Origin of the sequence: Solibacillus sp. FSL W7-1436, from assembly GCF_038007305.1 — a bacterium.
Taxonomy (GTDB): Bacteria; Bacillota; Bacilli; order Bacillales_A; family Planococcaceae; genus Solibacillus.
Window position 1 is genome coordinate 1 of record NZ_JBBOWV010000004.1, and the last position, 17,233, is coordinate 17,233.

Consider the following 17,233-nt stretch of genomic DNA (forward strand, 5'->3'; position numbering starts at 1 on the left):
ACTATTTACTATCATCCATTTTCAGTACAGCCATAAATGCTTCTTGAGGAGTACAAATATTTTACTGTAACCTATTGTAATCGGTTATATTCAATCAGCCATTGGCATACTTATGTTTTTGGTTGATGGGAAATGTTAACTGTATTTATTTATATTAAAACATATCCACCCGTATTTAGCTATTACGGTGGCACTATGGTGGATTTTTGGACGAAATCATTCCTTTATGGAGTGGTTTTTTTATTTCTTAAAATCAATGATTTCCCTAATATCATCGATTTCAAAAGTGTCAGCAATTTTAATAATGGCCTCTTTCAATATTCTTTCCTGTTTGTTATTCACCATTTCCGATATTGCTCTAGTGGATAATCCGGTGATTTTCGATAATTCTTTATAAGTCATTTTGTGATCCAACAATAATTGTTGAAGCTTTATTTCAATTTCACGGGCCATTAAAATCCCCCTCCGTTACAATGAGCGTAAAATTTTTTTATCGGACAAGATATATTTTTACAATGAGCGTAATATCCTATTACCAGATAGCTTTCCTAATCGATTTCATTTTCAATCTCTACCCCATTCATTCTACTTGGAAATGGCAAATTCCTTTTATATCTAATGTTTAGCGATATTTTAAATTTTCTCGATTGCTGCAACTCTTACTATGTAAGAGAACCCGTGGCGTACAAAGTTGAAGGAAGGAGAGGTTAAATGATTTTTGAAATTTTAACTACCTCGTTTTTTGGTGGAATTGCCGCAACTGCGTTTTTCAAAAAGCAAGGCATGGCAACAAATGAAAGTGGAAAAATCCAACGCATCATTTCATTGAGCGGTTTAAATGTGAAGGACGGTAAAAACACTTTAACAACTCAATTGATCCGTAAAAAGAAACATGAATGGGGATGGGAATACAAATATCGGATTCCTTTAGGCCGTTCATTTGATGATTATGTAGCTAAATTCCGAACACTGGAGGATGGCATTAATAATAGAAGAAAGCGGATTTCATTTGCTGATTTGAAAAGCTTACAATTTGATTCAAATATTACACACCAACTAAAAGAATTGTGGAAGGCTAAACTGACTGAACGGAAGGAAATTGAATTAGATTTTGATGGGCTGTTGATTATTCGAGTGTATGACAAACCACTTCCCCAGCAAGTCACTTACACACCGGGCATTGATTGGAAAGTACCTGTAGGGTTAACACGAGATAAAAACGCATTTCGCTTTCATGATTTTGAACGCATACCGCATTTAGTGCTTGGCGGTGCTACTCGATATGGTAAAAGTAACTTTCTTAATTCATTAATTGTAAGCCTATTGCAAAGCAACCCAGAGCATGTTCGTTTCTTCCACATCGATTTGAAAGGCGGTATCGAGCTTTGTGATTATGAATCGATTAAACAGACGTTATCCATCGCATACGAGCCGGAAGAAGCCCTCCGCACATTACAAACGGCATATTTGAAAATGAGGGAAATACAGCAGCTCGTTAAAAGGAAAGGTAAAAAGAATGTACAGGATGCGAATATTAATGAAAGATATTTTGTGATTATAGATGAAGTCGGTGAATTGAATCCCCAAGAAGCTGTAACATCAAGCGAAAAACGATTAAAACAAGAATGCCAAACGATTATGTCTCAAATTGCCCGACTTGGTGCCGGTTTAGGCTTCCGTTTAATCGTTGCTACTCAATACCCTACTGGCGATGTAATACCTCGACAAGTAAAGCAAAACAGCGATGCTAAACTATCGTTTCGGGTACAATCGGCAACGGCTTCGAGGGTAGTATTAGATGAATCTGGAGCCGAACTTCTTCCACAGGTTAGAGGTAGAGCTATTTATCAAACAGCCGATAAACGCGAAATTTTACAAACGCCATTAATTACTTCTGATATTATCCATGAAACGATTGTCCCTCACATTGTTAAGAAGGAGGATATATTTGAAAGTCCAACAGTTGAGTCAACGAGACGAACAACTACTGTTACTTTTGAAGAAGTTTGATTTTCTCACTCGCGATCAACTTAATTCTTACTTTAAATTGGGAACTGTACGAAATACCAATTACGTTTTACGCAATTTATCAAATTATTTAACATGTGTTCGCGATGGCTATCAATCAATTTATTATTTATCCAGAGAAGGCCGTGAATATGTGGATTGTGAGAAGATCCGTAAAAAAGGCGGCCACGTGCAGCACGTTGTTATGCGCAATGAAATATGGCTACATTTCAAATCTCCAAAGGATTGGAAAAATGAAGTTAAAATTTCCGATGAAAAAACATCAGTTGTGGCAGATGCGGTATTCACTCGAAATGGATTTTATCACTTTTTAGAAGTGGATAATTTACAAAGCATGAAAGAAAATCGCGCAAAAATTAACCGTTATAAAGAGCTATCAGATAGCCTTGTAAAGCAATTCGGCTATTTCCCTACACTTGTATGGTTAACGACTACAGAACATCGCAGAAAGCAGTTAGAGAGCGCATGTAATGGAATGAATTTCAAGGTGTTCACGATTAAAGACATCCAATAAGAGGAGGAAATTAAATGTTCTTTAATAAGAATAAAACTAAGGTTGTTCCTGCAAGTGAGTTTACGGATTATTCGGAGAGATTTGAGGATTTGGAAGCAATGAGAGCCGAACAAGGTTATGCTACTAAAAAGGATGTTGTCGTCATGGCATCGATTCCGGTATTAGGTGCTGCTGGATATGCAATGTATCAAAGTGCTAATAAGGTAAGCGAAGTCGTTGCAACAACGCCAATTACTGAACCGATAAACGTTCTGCAGCAAGCGCCATTCCCGGAGCCTTCCACACTGACAGATGTATATACGCCTATAGTAGCTAATGCCATTCCACAGCCAACAGGATTTATTGCAGATAAATCATTAGAAACTCTTGCGACAATTTTAGATCCGATGGTTCAAATTATGGTAGCTATTTCATTCCCTATTGCAAGTGTAATTATGATTGGTGCCTGTTTCTTCTTCATGTTTGGTAATAGCGAGAGAGCTTGGAACATGATTATGAATGCCGGCCTGGGTTATGTCTTAATTCAATTGTCACCGCTGTTTTTAGAGATTCTTAGAGAAGTTGGGGAAGCCGTTTAATTATGGTAAACTATTGGTATTTAAAACTAGGAGGAAATACATTGAAGAAATTACTTTATTTAATTGGATTAACATTCTTGCTTGTAGCATGTGGAAATGAAGAAACGAATAGTGATGAAACGAAAAATTATAAGGAAACGACTGGCGAAATCACAAACGAAAATTTATTGATTAATTTAGCGGTACGTTCAGAAGCTTTTATTGAAGCTACAGATAACATTGACGGTGTAAAAGTAGATGAAGATGAAATTACTGCAACAAAATTGAATAATCGTAAAGACACAAATACAAGTGATCTATACGAAAACATTTACCAAGTTGAAGGGGTATTTTCATGGAATGGTGAAAAGTATGATTTCAAATGGACGGTAGCGTTTGAAGATAATGATGTATCTAAAGCCGGTAAGTTTCTTGTTTATCAGTCTGAACAATCAAAAATACATGAAATCGTTGATACAACAACGGTAGAATAAAAAATAGGCCCTCCACTTTTACCGGTGAAGGGCTTTTTTGTGATTATTTATTTGCATTGACAACCGCTGCAGCTGACAATACTAAAATTTCGTCATTGGTAATTGTGCGATTTTCTAGTTTTTCTAACCATGACTTATGCATGCCCTCGGCAATGGCATAATTGACGATGATCTCACGTTGCGCTTTGCTGTCCAAAATACTTTTTGCAAGTTCATTTAAAGATGGACTGTTAATATCCAATGTACGTACCCCCTCGCTTTTTACGGCTGCGGTTGTGTTAACCGTCAATATTTTACCTACCGCCTTTGCTAATTCTGCTGCAATCGCTTGGCAAATCGCATTGAAATGTTTACGGTATAAATCAACGTCTGTACGACTGTTTACAAAGCACACCTCGATTAGATAACATGGTTTGTTTGTACCTTTCAAAATACCAATATCCTTCCGAATCTTCACAGCACGGTTTTTTAATCCACTCACCCTTGAAATGGCATCAGTAATGGCTGCAGCTGTATCTTGATTGTTGCCGCTGTAGATCAGTGTTTCTGTACCGATGCCACGGTCATGTGTGCCGCCGCTCGCATTAAAATGAATACTCACATCTATTTGTCGACTTGTTTTATTGTGCTGTGCAATCAGCCACGGAATGTTTTTAGATTGCGATTTATTAACATTATCTTCAATATAATTTGTTTGAATGTTTGCAGCACGTAAAGTTTTAGCAACTTCTTTTGATACTTTGATGGCTTCTGTCACTTCATCAATAAAACCACTTGCACCTGTTCGTGGTCCGTAATGTCCTGGTGAAATACTAATCATGTTATTTCATCCCCCTACGCTTTAACAATTCTTCTTGCTCCTTAGCCTTTTTCGTTACGATGTACGTATTTTTATAAACACCATAAAAAACTAACGCAAGTGGTACAGCTGCCATTAATACACCTAAAAATGAATCAATCGTTTCCTGTGTGAACCATGTGAAATGTACACCTAATGTTTGCAAAAATAAAAGGACTGCTCCAAGCAACCCTCCGAATAACGCAATATATTGTTTTAATTTATCTGCTGTCATTTACAATTACCTCCTTAGAATTGACCCTTTGCCCAATACCCAATAGTAGCAATTATAATACCGCCAGCCACTTGCAAAATGGAAACAAGCAAAGTGTTTTTGGATGTTTGTTTATTTTGAGCGTCTGCCATTGCAATCAAAGTTTTGTTCATTTCTTTAACCGTTTCTTTTACATAACTCATGGTCACATTCAACTCATTCTGCGACCCTCTCACTAAATCAATCTCCTGATCCAATTCTCGAATTTCCTTTCGCGTTTCTGAACGATGCGTATTAAATTCTTCTCGCAGTTGTCTTATTTGTTCCGCTAAAACCGCATTATCCAGATTTACCATCCAACATCACCTCTTTGCTCGTCCAAAGGCTCAATATTGCCAGAGCAGAGTACACTATAAAGCCGGTAGTGAAATCCAAATAACCTTTTGCAATCAACATCCCCGCCGAAATAGTAACCCAAAAAACAGCTGACATAATCAAACCTATCCAACGAATCCTTTTGTTTTTTAATATTAATCCAATGATTTTGGTTACTGCTGCCGTTAATGCGATAGTCGCAACCAACCATTCATACGGTAAAATTTCCTGTACTTGATTCCAGTTTTCGGAGCTTTCGAATAAAAGAGGTGTTGTAAATAGTACATAGGCCCAACCTAAAGATACATAGGACAGGACGATTTCAACGGCTGTTACATTTTTCATAAAGTTCCCTCCCAATTTATTCCCTCCCCCAATTTGGTAATAGAAAAGCCCTCCACAGATGATTGTGGAAGGCATGTAATTTATGCTGTTGTTTCGTCTACCGGCGTAATCATTTGAATCAAGTTGCGATTAATGACATTACCACCTAAGTTGATAAACATAACGTTGCCATTTAATTTTGCGGCAAAATCTGCGGCATCAAAATTCGGAATATCCGCTTCAATTGGCTCTTGGTTTTGCGTTGCTAACCTAATTAATACTTTCATTTTGTCATCCTCCTGTTTCTTCTACGGGTATATATATAATAGTCGGCGGCGGTAACCCGATAAGATTCGCTGCCGAAAAGTCAACTGTTCCAAAAAAGAAATGATGTAATGCTACATAGTACATATAGTTAAAAGCTTCAAGTTGAATACTGCCCCCATCACTACTTATCGTTGTGAAATCATTAAATCGGATCATACGCCCCAAGTTAATATCCGTTGTCACGTTAATGGACGTACTGCCTGTAATGGTTCCGTTAATCATAACAGCACCATTTAAATTAATCTTATCGGCGTTAATGGTAGCAACCCCAGGTGTAAGGTTTATATCTGTGATTGCGCCGCCTTTATCAATCTTCAAACTGATTTCATCACTTAATAAGTTAATGGATGCATTGGTTTCGGTTGCTAAATTCGTAACCCTTAAATTGATGTTATCTGCTTTAATATCAAGCGTGGCAATAGACTGGTCAAGTTGTTCAACTTCCAATGTGATACGCTCGTCTGTTTGTTCGAATTTACTTGTATATTCCTTTTGCGTTTCGAATAAATTTTCGTTTGTATCATTGATTTGTTCTTGCTGGTCAACCAATAAATCAATAGATGATCTTAATAAGCTGTTCCCGAATACAACACTTTCCGTAATCAATTCACCGTTTCGCAATCCTTTTGTCTGTTTCAATATGCGCGTTTGCATTTCCACATTTAACGGCTCGTAAATCAGCCATATACGTTCACCTGTTTCTCGGCTTGTTAATTCCGGTATACGGCTTTCAATGGCTAATTCCGGCACATCAACAATTGAATTAGCAATGTAATTTGTTAACGCTGCCGCATTTGTAAAGCGATCATCACGGATTGGATCGGCTTCAAGTTTGCCGAATGTTGATAAATTTGGGGATGAATAACTCACTGCCAAATCATCAGCACCATAACCACGAATAAAGGTATGCAAGTTGGTTGTATCTTCAATCAGTACAACGTCCGATACATTGTGCTTATACCGATATTGATAGTCATAATCGCCGCCAATTTGTTTGGCAAAGTGTACGGTTTTGTTTGGCGATATTTCATATTCCACTAAATGCGTTTTGCAGATTTTTTCTATCAGCGCAATAACATTATCGTCACCTAATTTATTAATGTAATTGGTGACATTGGAAATATCGCTATCCACTGTATAAGTCCATCCCGTTCCATTCAAAACAAAAGCAAGATGATTATTCAATGTATGGTTACCACTGAATATCCCATCTCGCTGCGTTTTGCCTAATTCGTAAAATGTACTAATTGCTGTAACGGTTTTGCTGTTTGCTGTATCGTTGTATTGCTTAACCTTAAAGTCATTACCTTTTATAGTAACAACGGATTCTGACCGTAATAAATCGTAGCCAGGATTATTTGTGGAAGGAAAACAAGAAAACGACACTATAAAAGTGCCGTCTACTGATTGTTCCATTTTAAAATCACTGCCGATATTGGTTAAAGGCTCAACTTGTGAGCCATCTAAACTAGTGACATAAAACAAGTTATCACCTTCTTTGTGTTAAAAATTTGATAATACGTTGTAAAATAAGTTACTACACAATTTGGAACTACTATACTGCTGATTAACAAAAATGTCGATTATTTATATCTTAAATAACTCTCTTACAATAGGAACTTTTTTTAATAATAATGTAACTGACAATGAAACTAACACAATGAAAACTATGAAAAAAAGATTAGCTATAATATTTTGATTAAAAGGCAATAGTCTGTAGTACTTTTCAAAAAATGCACCGATAATTACATGAATAAAGTAAATACCTAAAGTGTTTGAACCTATTATTTTTATTAATTTTGCAATAGTCTTGTTTTTTATATTAATTTTTGAAGCTAACAAGAAAATACTCAAAGCCACAGCTAAAGTCATTATCGTATCATAACCTTCCCATACGGTATCAAAATAGAAGCCGTTCGATAGACTCATCACAATACCATACAGGAATAACAAAGTTAGAGCTATTATTAATACAGCCACTATAGATATGCCTCGAAATTTAATCACTTTATTCTTTAGGGATATTAAAAGTAATCCGCCAACTATAAAATAAACAATAGCGAATGCGTAAAATCCTTTGAAGAGATTGAAGATATTAAAGAAATTAAAATTTCCCGTTAAATAATTTACACCGAGCACCCATTCGGCTATATTTGCTAAATTATTTAGTAAAACATTCCCAAAAGTGAAGATGAAAACTACCGTTAAAAAATAATACAATACTTTCTTGTTCTGTTTATCATAAGCTTCCTTTATTAACGGGAATAAAAGGAAAACAATTACGAGTGTTGGTAGATACCAAAGATGATTAATTCTGTCGGGCTTCCATGTCCATAATGCCTTTAAGAACTCCGACAAATTATACTCATCACCAAAAATTGGCATTAAAACAATTAAAGTGAGAACGGCCCATATAACTGTCAATATACTTATGGTAATTATCTTTTTAATGTGTTTTTTAAAATTGTAATTCTTGTTCAACATTAAAGCGCCGCTAACCATGAAAAATAACGGTACCCCAGTACTACAGATTCCAATAATAAAATAATGAAAATAGGTTATTAACGAAGAATCCTCTATGATGTTTACATTTAGTGTATTTAAGTGATAAAAGCATACAAAGAAAATAGCGGCAGCTTTTATTAAATCAAAATACTCAATACGATCCATTGGCTTGTTTTTAGAATCCATTACAAAAAATCCTCCTTATATAAACGAAAAAATACTGTATATATAAGGAAACCATACCATAATTTCTATTGAAAGTTTATATATTTATTTTTTTGATATTTAATTTATCGTGAGACACCAAAGATTCGGAATAAATCCTATGCATAACGCTCATTACTGTTTCACTCTCAATAAATTGCCGCCAGTCCAATAATAATTTTTCATGAATACGTTTATAGCCTCGTCATAACTTATAATTAACCCGTTATTGTCCTTTACGAATTGAATTAATTCGTTTAATTGTTCTGGAGTCTTTACAATAGACCCGCCCGGAGCAACTCCGTTCGGTAATACAGCGTGCATATAGAGATCCAACCACACCATTTCGGGTCTATTTTTGGCATTCAAAATAATATCCTTTACGTTTTGAACGGAAGGAGTGTCTATGCCTATAGAATCTGTATATATTTTCTCGGACGTATAACTGTTACTTCCGGCAGTATATCCCGGATTGACATTTGCCCCCCTTGCCGCTTCAAAATAAGCACTTATATACCTATTCGATAATGTACCTCTTTCGCCACCCGGATAAGAGAAGTATTTAGGATTGAATCCCTCACGTAAAAATATCTCTCTAGCCGTTGATAAATCACTATACATTTTAGCGGCATTAGCATTGGCAAAACTAATATGACCATGCGAATGACTTTCAACATTGATTTTTCCATTTGTTGCACCTTGCATTTCTCGCAATTGTTCCCATGTCACAATATCGCCCCAACCTGCCCCGCTGACTTCTCCATCTACAATACCGGTAGTTACCCAAAAAGTGCCGGGAACATTTTGAGCTTGATGAACTGGAAAGGCATAGTTGTAAATCGAAGCGGAAGCATCGTCATAACCGATAGAACATACAAAATCATAGCCCATAATTTGAGCTAATCTAGGCTCTATTTCAAACTTGTTCGAAAATGAATTAGGGTTAGCTTCTATTCCATTTATACGAATTTCAAGTGCTTCTACTTTTTGAGATGTTTTATTGCCAAGTACAGTTAGTTTCCTATTAGTATCTAACAGCTCACCATTCCACCAATTCCCCGAAATTTTAGTTAGTTCGTCCATTGTGGAAATTGTAGGTTCGTTGCCATCACCGAAAATCGCAGTGAGATTGATAACTAGCACGTTGCTAACATTGACTGATACAACGATATCCGGCGCTACAGATTGGAAATTTATTTTGAAGATATTAGAATTGGCGGCGACTGTACTAATTGTACTGAGTCTTCTCGTTGCGCCATTTGTGAAACCACTGCTGTTCCAGCTTTTAATGTCAGAACCATTTACAACATCGGCGTATTTTAAACTTACATAGGAAATCCTGTTAAAATTGCTACTTTCAACATCAAGAGCTATATAATATTTATTTCCGGCAATCAATTGTACATTTTGAAAAGCACCGAAATAGTAGAATGTTCCATTGTTGACCGTTAATTTATTGTTTGAAGCGGTCATTGTATTTGTGTATACCCCTTTAGTCCAATTGTTCGCTCCATCCGCAAAATTCCCGTTGACAACTAGGTTTTTTAAAGGAATATCCAACTTGTTTTTATAATCCGTATTTCTGAAAACATCCCATGTATTACCAAATTCGTACGAATACGGTGAATTTAACGTTTTCGGCTTGCGCGATACTTTAACTGTATTTAAAGCGCTGGCTGGGAAAGCTACTCTAATATAAGCAACACCCATAGGAATAGTAAAATTATTTTCATTACCTACATAGGGAACATTCTGTTTGTTTGAATTCCAATAAGTTATCGGAGTGTAGTTAGTTTGATAAGTTACCCCTTGTTTAACAGGTATGAAATCAGAACTACTATACGTTGCATTAATTACGTAAGTACCGTTCTGTGCGTTATAATAACCGCCAGTTTCAACCGTGCTTTTATTCACTAAGTTTGCATTCTCATTAATTTCAACGTCTTTAATGGTAGCAGGATGTAGCCCTTCATTAGAAATTTTTGGAGTAGTTATACTGTTATCTTCAATTTGTGTGGCTTGGTATACACCACCGCTCACCCAGTCCGAATTATTCCAGTAATACCAATTTCCGTCCGACGAAACCAAGTAAATATTAGAGTTTCCAGAAGGGAATGCGCTTTTCAATGCCGCATAAGTAGGATAAGTTCCTTTTGGCGCACCACTCGCCTGTGCCTTTATTTTCGTATCTAACGTTGTAACATTAGTTTCTACGTATGCCTTATCAGCCTTACTAGTTGCCAGTGTATTTATTTCTTCTTTGTTCGCCTTTTGTGCCAATTGCGTAGCAACATTTTGTAATTCGGAATCGATCTGTGTCAAATCCGTATCAATTTCAGTTTTAAGTGTTTGATATTCTGAATCAATTCTTTGTTTCAATGTAGTGTATTCTGTTCCGTCAACGCCAACACGCGCTTGTGCTGCTTCTGGACTCGAATCTCCCTCTACTACTAATTGATTAACTTGTCCTTGTAAATTACTATTTTTCCGCTCTAATTTTTGAAAGTTTTCATTCAGCTTGTTCCGTTCCTCGCGTGATATAGGACTGTTGATATTATTTAAGTTTGTCACAATCTCACATCCTTTTATTTATATAAAAATCTAAAGTTAAATTTGACACTTTGAACCGTGCCTCCTGTTACTGTAAATGCATTGATTCCAGGTGCTAGGCTCAATAATTTGTGGTTGGTATTTTTAAATACACTCACACCGTTTTTCAACGTTCGCACCCCTTTAATAACTAACGTATCACTGGTGGACAATGCACCGTTATAACGATACGTTTCGCCCGTTGTATTATTAACTAGTTGAATATAACTTGATGCGGTTGCCTTGATTATGATTTCTAATTCATGTTGTCGTGGGTCAATGATGGCATTGCCTACGTTATCAACCGTGAATGAACTTGTAGTAAACTCGTATTGATACGTTTTATCCCAATCCAAACCCATTCCCCAGCCCCATAAATCCGCATCCCATTCTTTAAAGGCTTGCAAATCCATCGTTGTACCAACCGATTCAGCATAATTTTTTAGAGTTACAAACTCCACTGTAAATGATTGCATGTGTGGATGCGGCGGTATCTCAAATTGATCCGCTGTTTTTACCAACCATCGTTTATACGGTTCACGTTTGAAGATGATGTAAAATGGTTCTGTTCGCATAAATAAAGCGTTCAGTTCATCGCGCAGTAAATAATAGTCGTAAATATCCTGTGAGATATACAACAATTCAACTTTGATTGTACGGTTATTTAATTTGCTGTTTGTGATAATATCACTGCTGCCATCCACACTGAATGATTCATGGTTAATTGTTGCGCTCGGTACATAATGAAATAATCTTTTCAAATCATAATCGGCAATATCAAAACGAGTGCCATTTAATAATTCAATTATCATAATGACACCCCTTTTCGTAATCCAGCTAGTGAAGCTGTGTTGTATTGGTTTTGTGATACTAATGGCGTAATTGTCTCGGCGATCACTCGTCCATCCAATACGGATTGTACAATGATCGTTGTCGGCATTCCGTTCGTTCCCATTTGTTCGGCAATGCCCTTACCAATACCGGCTAATGTTTTAGCGTTCAGAGGTAATATTGCTTCGGGTCCGGCTTCGCCTACACCTTGTAACCCGGCATTTGCAGTATTGAAGATTGTCGGTTTGTTGAAGATACCTCCCAATGCATTCCACTTGATTCCCAATTTAGGGACACTCGGAGGATTCAAACCAAAATCACCCGTTAAAGTGAATTTCGGAAGTTTTGGTAACTTAATATCAGGTATTTTTAAGCTCATATTGCTGAAAAATCCCTTAATGTCGTCCACAATACCGCCAATTGTTTCTTTTGCTTGTTTAATTGGATCAGTAATTTTGTTTTTTATTTCAATGAACTTTTTACTTACATCCGATAAGATATTTGATGCAACACTTGACATAGTGTTTTTTACTTCATTCATTTTTGAACGTATAGTCGTTGTCATTTCACCAAATTTGGAACTTGCATTAGATACTAAATTGGCGAATAAATTTATAACGCCAGAAACCATATTGGAAACTTGCGATTTCACGCCACTCGTTAATTCGTTGAATCTACTTGTCGCTTGCGTTTTCAATTCTTGCACCTTCGCAACTGCTCCGCTTGTCAGTTTAGAAAAGAACCCTGTCACATCAGAGGTTAACTTAGAAACTTTGGACGACACTTGATTAGTGAAATTTGATACATTCGTTTGAATTGTTGACCATGTCTTTTTCAACCATCCACTAATTTGATCCCAATTTTTATACAACGCAACCCCTATGGCAATCAACGCGGTTACTGCTGCAATGGCAATGGCCACTGGCGCAGATATACCGGCAATGGCTACCCCAGCACCTTTAATGACAGGTAGCAGTTTAATAAATATCGGAATAAGGTTTCCTATCGCAGAAGCAATCATTCCAGCAACAACTAAAAACGGCCCAATTGCAGCGACTATAGCACCGATGGCAACCGTTACACCTTGCATGACTGGCGATAGATTAGAAAACCACGTTGCTAAACGTTCAACAACTGCGATGATTTTTGGTAACCATTGTTCGGCTAAATCTAATAAAATTTTACCCAACGGTTCTAATGATGCGGTTGCCTTTCTAATAAAAGATTCCCAACGTTGACCAAATGTTTGTTCTTGGACTTTTGCGAGACTGTCCATAGAACCTTCAAAATCCTCTAAACTTTTACCGGCAGTTAACATAGCAAGGGAAGCTTCTGTTCCTAAATCTTCAAATTTCGTACCAAACAATTCCACGCCTAACGCTGTTTGTTCGACAGGATCTTCTATTTGAACTAACGCTTGTGCGATTTCTTTCATAGCCTCTTGACCACTAATCGAACCGTCCTTAATACCATCGATTAATTCACGACCGCGACCCATGTTGAACTCTAAAGATTCCCAAGCCTTACCACCTTCAAGTCCACCTTTTCGCATTGATTCTATAATATTATTGGTGTAATCTTCACCCATGATAGCGACAACTTCCAAGTATTCACTTGAATCTTTGCCGTATTTCTTTAAGTTTTCCGCAAAACCGGAGAAACCTTCAGGAGAAAATATCCCACTCATTGCCTTTTGAGTTTTTTCGCTGCCATCCATTAATCGAATACCAAACTCTTTTACCATGTCATTCAAATAGTCGAGGTTGTAAACACCTTCTTGACTACCACTAATTAAAGTCCCGAACATTTCTTCTGCGCTAAAACCTAAGTCAGCAAATAAAGGTGCATATTCTGCTAAGTTGTCAAACATCTCATTAGAGAAATTCAAACCGTTTTGCGCGCCTTTAGTCATCATGTCAAAAGCATCTTCTGACGAAATACCGAAATTGGTCATTAAGTTGTTTCCGGCCCTCGTTACTTCGTTCACATCAGAATCAAATGTTTTAGCCAACGCCAACGCATCACGCGTAACTTTCTCTAATTCATCACCATCCGAAACGCCTTGCATATTTTGTTTGACTCTAACTAACGCTCCCGACACTTCTTCAAGGGATTCACCGAAACCGGCTTTCCACACCGCTTTTGCTTGTTCTTCTAACGCTTCTGCTTCATCTGCCGTAACACCTAACGCCGCTTGAATCTGCCCCGCAGCGTTATCGAATTGACCGGCTGCCAATAAAGCGCCGCCACCGAATGCCGCTAATGGGGCCGTTAACTTCGTTGACATTTCCGTTCCGACATCTTTCATTTTGCCGCCAACTTCTTTTGCCTTTTCACCAACCTCTTCAAGTTTTTTGGTCATTTTGTCAAGACCGCTCAAATCTGTTTGAGCATCGATTTTTACTTTCACGGAATCCGCTTGTGACTGGAAAGCCTTTAACTTACCTTCCGTTGCTACGATTTCCCTTTGAAATTTGCGATAAGCTTCTTCACCGATTTCGCCACTTTGGAATTGTCGTTCCACTTCTGATTGAGCTTGTTTTAATGCGTCTAACCGTTTGGATGTGCTGTCAATTGCATCACCTAACAATTTTTGTTTTTGACTTAGCAACTCTACATTTGACGGATCAAATTTAAGTAATTTATCAACTTGCCGCAATTCATTTTGTACGGATTTTGTTTCATTATCGACCGTTTTCAAAGCTTTGGTAAGTCCGGTTGCGTCACCGTCTAATTCAATTGTGATTCCTTTGATATTTTTAGCCATTTACTCACCGCCTTTTTTTGCACAAAAATAAAACCCACCCTAAAGGTGAGTTAAAATTTATCGAAATCAGATTGACCGGCATTGACCGTTTTCGGCTTCTTATTCGGATTTTTCATTTCGAAATATTCGTCAATGTAATCCAGCGCCATTCCGAAAGTCATATGTTCAAGATCGTCATGTGTTAATCCAGCTTCTTTACATAAAATCAGAAACTTTTCTGTCGATACGCTTTCAGCCGGATTCTTCACTTCACCATCTACTTTTTTTTAGCACCCAACGTTTTTATAAGTAAATCTTGCAACGGTTCCATAATTTCAAGTAATGGGAACTCGTCAAATGAATCCAACCATGTAATAGGTTCTGGAATAGTTGGGTTAGCTGTTTTTGCAAATACCCACGCAATATCATAGAACATGTTAAAGTCGATATTGTCGCGCATCCATTTCAATTGATCCTGTTGCGATGCATTATCAAAATCAAACTCAATAACTCCCATTGAAATAATGTCTTTCAATAAATCACGTTGAAACTGCATCATATATCGTTTGGCAACGGCTCCATTTGATTTAAACGGAACATCTTTACCATCAATTTTTAAGTTAATTTCCATTGGTTACCCTCCACATTCAGAAAAATAGCCCTCCAATGTGGAAGGCTTGTAGTTTTATTAAGGTGTTTCAACTACCGGCGCTGGTTCGAATACAGTTGTAAACCAAGCATTGTAAACTTCGTCCGGTGTTTCAGCTGTTGTGCTGCGTTTTACTACGCCGTCAACTGTTGGTGAAGCTACGAACGATAATTCCTGTGTAGTTGGTTCAGTCGTTTCTGTTTTCGTTGAACTTGACGTACCTGGACGAGAAACCGATACATTGTATAATGCATGGCGAGTTGCTTTCACATCTCCATCAAATTCAAACATCAAAGCGATTTTTTGAGTTTTTGCGTTTGTAGTTTCAGTTAAAACGCCGTCAGCATCTAAAATATCCCCTAATACATCAGTACGGAATGAAACCGGCATTTCAGCTGCTTCATAAGTACCTTCATAACCATTGTTTGTTGTTGTCGCGTAATATACACGGTCGTCAGCATAAAATTCTGTTGTTTCTCCGCGCGTATCTAATGTTAGTGATACCGCACCTGGATAACGTACCGGCGCAGAATATGTTAATACACCATCTTCATCTTCTGTAGCGACTGCATAGTGTACATTCTTTAAACCAAATTTCACTTTGTTTTGAGCCATTTATAACACTCCTTAAATTAATTTGATTGAAAAAGTCGTTAAAAAAAGCCCTTCCGATTCAATAAAAATCGTAGGACCCTTTTCATATGGAATTTCTCGTTGTTTAAATAAATTTTTAATATTCCGTTCAGCTGCTAAGTTTTTAGCATCGGTATATAACTCCACGCTTACGAGTGTACCCTCTATATAGGCTTCATTATCGGCGTGAAAGTTTTCCTCTCCTTCATCCAAATAGCAAATGAACGGCGCTTTTTGTTTACTCGTAAAGTGTGAGTAGCGAGTAGGGTAGATTGCATTTAACGACTGTGCTAATTCTGGTAATGTCATTTCCTGATCGCCCCTTCCACACCTTTTACGTATTCATCAATCATTCGTTCTTCAACCGGTTTGATGTGTACTCGTGCGCCTACACGACCACCACCAACTTTTGCATGACCCTTTTCAAGCAAATGCGTTAGTTGGTAATCAGTGGCGTTGTGGACGACCCATACACCGTCAACCTTTTTAGCTCGCCAACCTTTTGCATAGGAACCGGATAATTCTGGACTTCGTAGCTTAAGTGTTTTTACGCCATCTTTGGCAACTTTTCGTGCTACCTTCTCCATTTCTTCTCCGACACCATCCGCATATTCGCGAAGCTGTTTGTTGATTTCATCTGCGAGTTGATTAATATTAATAGCCACCGACTCTCACCTCGCTATATAGCTCTATATTTTCACCGTTTTCATACGTCCGATAAACTGAATACGTTTTACCTTCATGAACAAGTTCGCTTTCGCCATTAAATTCACTTAATCGAATTTCAAATTGGTATTGTGGCTTCAATCCACCTTGACCACCGTTGAAAAATTCCGTTTGTGATACGCTGCGCTTGTTTGCGAATACTTGTCTTTCATAAGGCGTTTTAACTTCTTGCATCATTTCATCAAGCTCAATGGAATATCCGACTAGTTGAATCACATCTTTAAACATTGACATGGTAAACACCGCACAATGCTAAGTGAATTTTAAGTGACGTATAGCCGCGCAAATACTTTTCGCTGTCGTCATTAGATAGTCCAAAATGAGCTTTTGCGTATAACGTAATGGCTCGTAGAATCAGCGGATCAGCATCACTAATAACTTGTACACCACTGATCGATAAATCCATCATAGCCGCATCGATTAAATCTTGAATCTCCATGTCTAACGCATCATGGGTAATCCGTAATGCTTGTTTAATCTTTGGAAGCATCTTTCGTCACCGCCTTCTTTGCGGTAGGTTTTAACGTTTCAGTATCTTTATGCTTACGAATGAAACCCATATCATGCAATTCATTTACACGTTTATAATCTTCACTCGTATAAAAAGAACCGGGCAGCTTGTACTCACCCGATTCCTCGATAATGAAAGGCACTAAGACTGAATGTCGCATGTGTTATC

23 protein-coding genes are annotated in these 17,233 nt (G+C 37.4%); 4 read left to right on the forward strand and 19 right to left on the reverse strand.

Going from position 1 to position 17,233, the window contains the following annotated elements:
- Positions 1 to 240 precede the first annotated feature (240 nt).
- The gene (locus MKX73_RS19585) at positions 241 to 453 is read right to left on the reverse strand and encodes a helix-turn-helix domain-containing protein (RefSeq protein ID WP_340719042.1); all 213 of its coding nucleotides are present in this window, start codon (positions 451 to 453) and stop codon (positions 241 to 243) included.
- A 258-nt stretch (positions 454 to 711) separates the two neighbouring features.
- Between MKX73_RS19585 and MKX73_RS19590 the strand changes: the two genes are divergently transcribed.
- Genes MKX73_RS19590 through MKX73_RS19605 form a run of 4 tightly spaced genes read left to right on the forward strand, consistent with a single transcriptional unit; the run spans position 712 to position 3,593 of the window.
- Positions 712 to 2,010: an FtsK/SpoIIIE domain-containing protein gene (locus MKX73_RS19590; protein WP_340719043.1), complete on the forward strand. Its 1,299-nt coding sequence runs from the start codon at positions 712 to 714 to the stop codon at positions 2,008 to 2,010.
- Complete coding sequence (locus tag MKX73_RS19595; protein WP_340719044.1) at positions 1,949 to 2,542, forward strand: replication-relaxation family protein; 594 nt, start codon at positions 1,949 to 1,951, stop codon at positions 2,540 to 2,542. Before MKX73_RS19590 ends, MKX73_RS19595 begins: the two co-directional genes overlap by 62 nt.
- A 14-nt stretch (positions 2,543 to 2,556) precedes the next feature.
- Positions 2,557 to 3,120 carry a hypothetical protein gene (locus tag MKX73_RS19600; protein WP_340719045.1) on the forward strand — a complete coding sequence of 188 codons (564 nt, stop codon included), beginning with the start codon at positions 2,557 to 2,559 and terminating at the stop codon, positions 3,118 to 3,120.
- Between the two features lie 41 nt (positions 3,121 to 3,161).
- Positions 3,162 to 3,593, forward strand: a complete 432-nt coding sequence (locus tag MKX73_RS19605) for a hypothetical protein (protein ID WP_340719046.1) — start codon at positions 3,162 to 3,164, stop codon at positions 3,591 to 3,593.
- Positions 3,594 to 3,636: 43 nt separating this feature from the next.
- Here MKX73_RS19605 and MKX73_RS19610 read toward each other — a convergent pair whose 3' ends face one another.
- From MKX73_RS19610 to MKX73_RS19695, 18 genes are all read right to left on the reverse strand, one after another.
- A complete protein-coding gene (locus MKX73_RS19610; protein ID WP_340719047.1) occupies positions 3,637 to 4,413 on the reverse strand; it encodes an N-acetylmuramoyl-L-alanine amidase in 777 nt (258 codons plus the stop codon).
- A 1-nt stretch (position 4,414) separates the two neighbouring features.
- The gene (locus MKX73_RS19615; RefSeq protein WP_340719048.1) at positions 4,415 to 4,666 is read right to left on the reverse strand and encodes a phage holin; all 252 of its coding nucleotides are present in this window, start codon (positions 4,664 to 4,666) and stop codon (positions 4,415 to 4,417) included.
- A 14-nt stretch (positions 4,667 to 4,680) separates the two neighbouring features.
- The gene (locus MKX73_RS19620) at positions 4,681 to 5,001 is read right to left on the reverse strand and encodes a hypothetical protein (protein WP_340719049.1); all 321 of its coding nucleotides are present in this window, start codon (positions 4,999 to 5,001) and stop codon (positions 4,681 to 4,683) included.
- Positions 4,985 to 5,365, reverse strand: a complete 381-nt coding sequence (locus MKX73_RS19625) for a hypothetical protein (protein WP_340719050.1) — start codon at positions 5,363 to 5,365, stop codon at positions 4,985 to 4,987. The genes MKX73_RS19620 and MKX73_RS19625 overlap by 17 nt, the downstream gene beginning before the upstream one ends.
- Before the next feature lie 80 nt (positions 5,366 to 5,445).
- Positions 5,446 to 5,631 (reverse strand): hypothetical protein, encoded by a 186-nt coding sequence (locus MKX73_RS19630; RefSeq protein ID WP_340719052.1) that lies wholly within the window; start codon positions 5,629 to 5,631, stop codon positions 5,446 to 5,448.
- 4 nt (positions 5,632 to 5,635) lie between these two features.
- Positions 5,636 to 7,156, reverse strand: coding sequence for a prophage endopeptidase tail family protein (locus MKX73_RS19635; protein ID WP_340719053.1), 1,521 nt, complete (start codon positions 7,154 to 7,156; stop codon positions 5,636 to 5,638).
- 102 nt (positions 7,157 to 7,258) lie between these two features.
- Positions 7,259 to 8,362 (reverse strand): acyltransferase, encoded by a 1,104-nt coding sequence (locus MKX73_RS19640; protein ID WP_340719054.1) that lies wholly within the window; start codon positions 8,360 to 8,362, stop codon positions 7,259 to 7,261.
- A gap of 153 nt (positions 8,363 to 8,515) precedes the next feature.
- Entirely contained in the window at positions 8,516 to 10,951 is a 2,436-nt protein-coding gene (locus MKX73_RS19645; protein ID WP_340719055.1) for a polysaccharide deacetylase family protein, read from the reverse strand.
- Between the two features lie 14 nt (positions 10,952 to 10,965).
- The gene (locus MKX73_RS19650; RefSeq protein ID WP_340719056.1) at positions 10,966 to 11,781 is read right to left on the reverse strand and encodes a distal tail protein Dit; all 816 of its coding nucleotides are present in this window, start codon (positions 11,779 to 11,781) and stop codon (positions 10,966 to 10,968) included.
- Positions 11,778 to 14,567, reverse strand: a complete 2,790-nt coding sequence (locus MKX73_RS19655) for a phage tail tape measure protein (RefSeq protein WP_340719057.1) — start codon at positions 14,565 to 14,567, stop codon at positions 11,778 to 11,780. Before MKX73_RS19655 ends, MKX73_RS19650 begins: the two co-directional genes overlap by 4 nt.
- Positions 14,568 to 14,617: 50 nt before the next feature.
- The gene (locus tag MKX73_RS19660) at positions 14,618 to 14,815 is read right to left on the reverse strand and encodes a hypothetical protein (RefSeq protein ID WP_340719058.1); all 198 of its coding nucleotides are present in this window, start codon (positions 14,813 to 14,815) and stop codon (positions 14,618 to 14,620) included.
- A gap of 8 nt (positions 14,816 to 14,823) precedes the next feature.
- A complete protein-coding gene (locus MKX73_RS19665; protein WP_340719059.1) occupies positions 14,824 to 15,177 on the reverse strand; it encodes a hypothetical protein in 354 nt (117 codons plus the stop codon).
- 57 nt (positions 15,178 to 15,234) lie between these two features.
- Positions 15,235 to 15,810: a major tail protein gene (locus MKX73_RS19670; RefSeq protein ID WP_340719060.1), complete on the reverse strand. Its 576-nt coding sequence runs from the start codon at positions 15,808 to 15,810 to the stop codon at positions 15,235 to 15,237.
- 12 nt (positions 15,811 to 15,822) lie between these two features.
- Positions 15,823 to 16,137, reverse strand: coding sequence for a hypothetical protein (locus tag MKX73_RS19675; protein ID WP_340719061.1), 315 nt, complete (start codon positions 16,135 to 16,137; stop codon positions 15,823 to 15,825).
- Positions 16,134 to 16,493 carry an HK97 gp10 family phage protein gene (locus MKX73_RS19680; protein ID WP_340719062.1) on the reverse strand — a complete coding sequence of 120 codons (360 nt, stop codon included), beginning with the start codon at positions 16,491 to 16,493 and terminating at the stop codon, positions 16,134 to 16,136. The genes MKX73_RS19675 and MKX73_RS19680 overlap by 4 nt, the downstream gene beginning before the upstream one ends.
- The gene (locus MKX73_RS19685; RefSeq protein ID WP_340719063.1) at positions 16,483 to 16,788 is read right to left on the reverse strand and encodes a phage head-tail adapter protein; all 306 of its coding nucleotides are present in this window, start codon (positions 16,786 to 16,788) and stop codon (positions 16,483 to 16,485) included. Before MKX73_RS19685 ends, MKX73_RS19680 begins: the two co-directional genes overlap by 11 nt.
- The gene (locus tag MKX73_RS19690) at positions 16,775 to 17,044 is read right to left on the reverse strand and encodes a head-tail connector protein (RefSeq protein ID WP_340719064.1); all 270 of its coding nucleotides are present in this window, start codon (positions 17,042 to 17,044) and stop codon (positions 16,775 to 16,777) included. Before MKX73_RS19690 ends, MKX73_RS19685 begins: the two co-directional genes overlap by 14 nt.
- Positions 17,028 to 17,225, reverse strand: coding sequence for a hypothetical protein (locus MKX73_RS19695; protein WP_340719065.1), 198 nt, complete (start codon positions 17,223 to 17,225; stop codon positions 17,028 to 17,030). The genes MKX73_RS19690 and MKX73_RS19695 overlap by 17 nt, the downstream gene beginning before the upstream one ends.
- Positions 17,226 to 17,233: the final 8 nt, after the last annotated feature.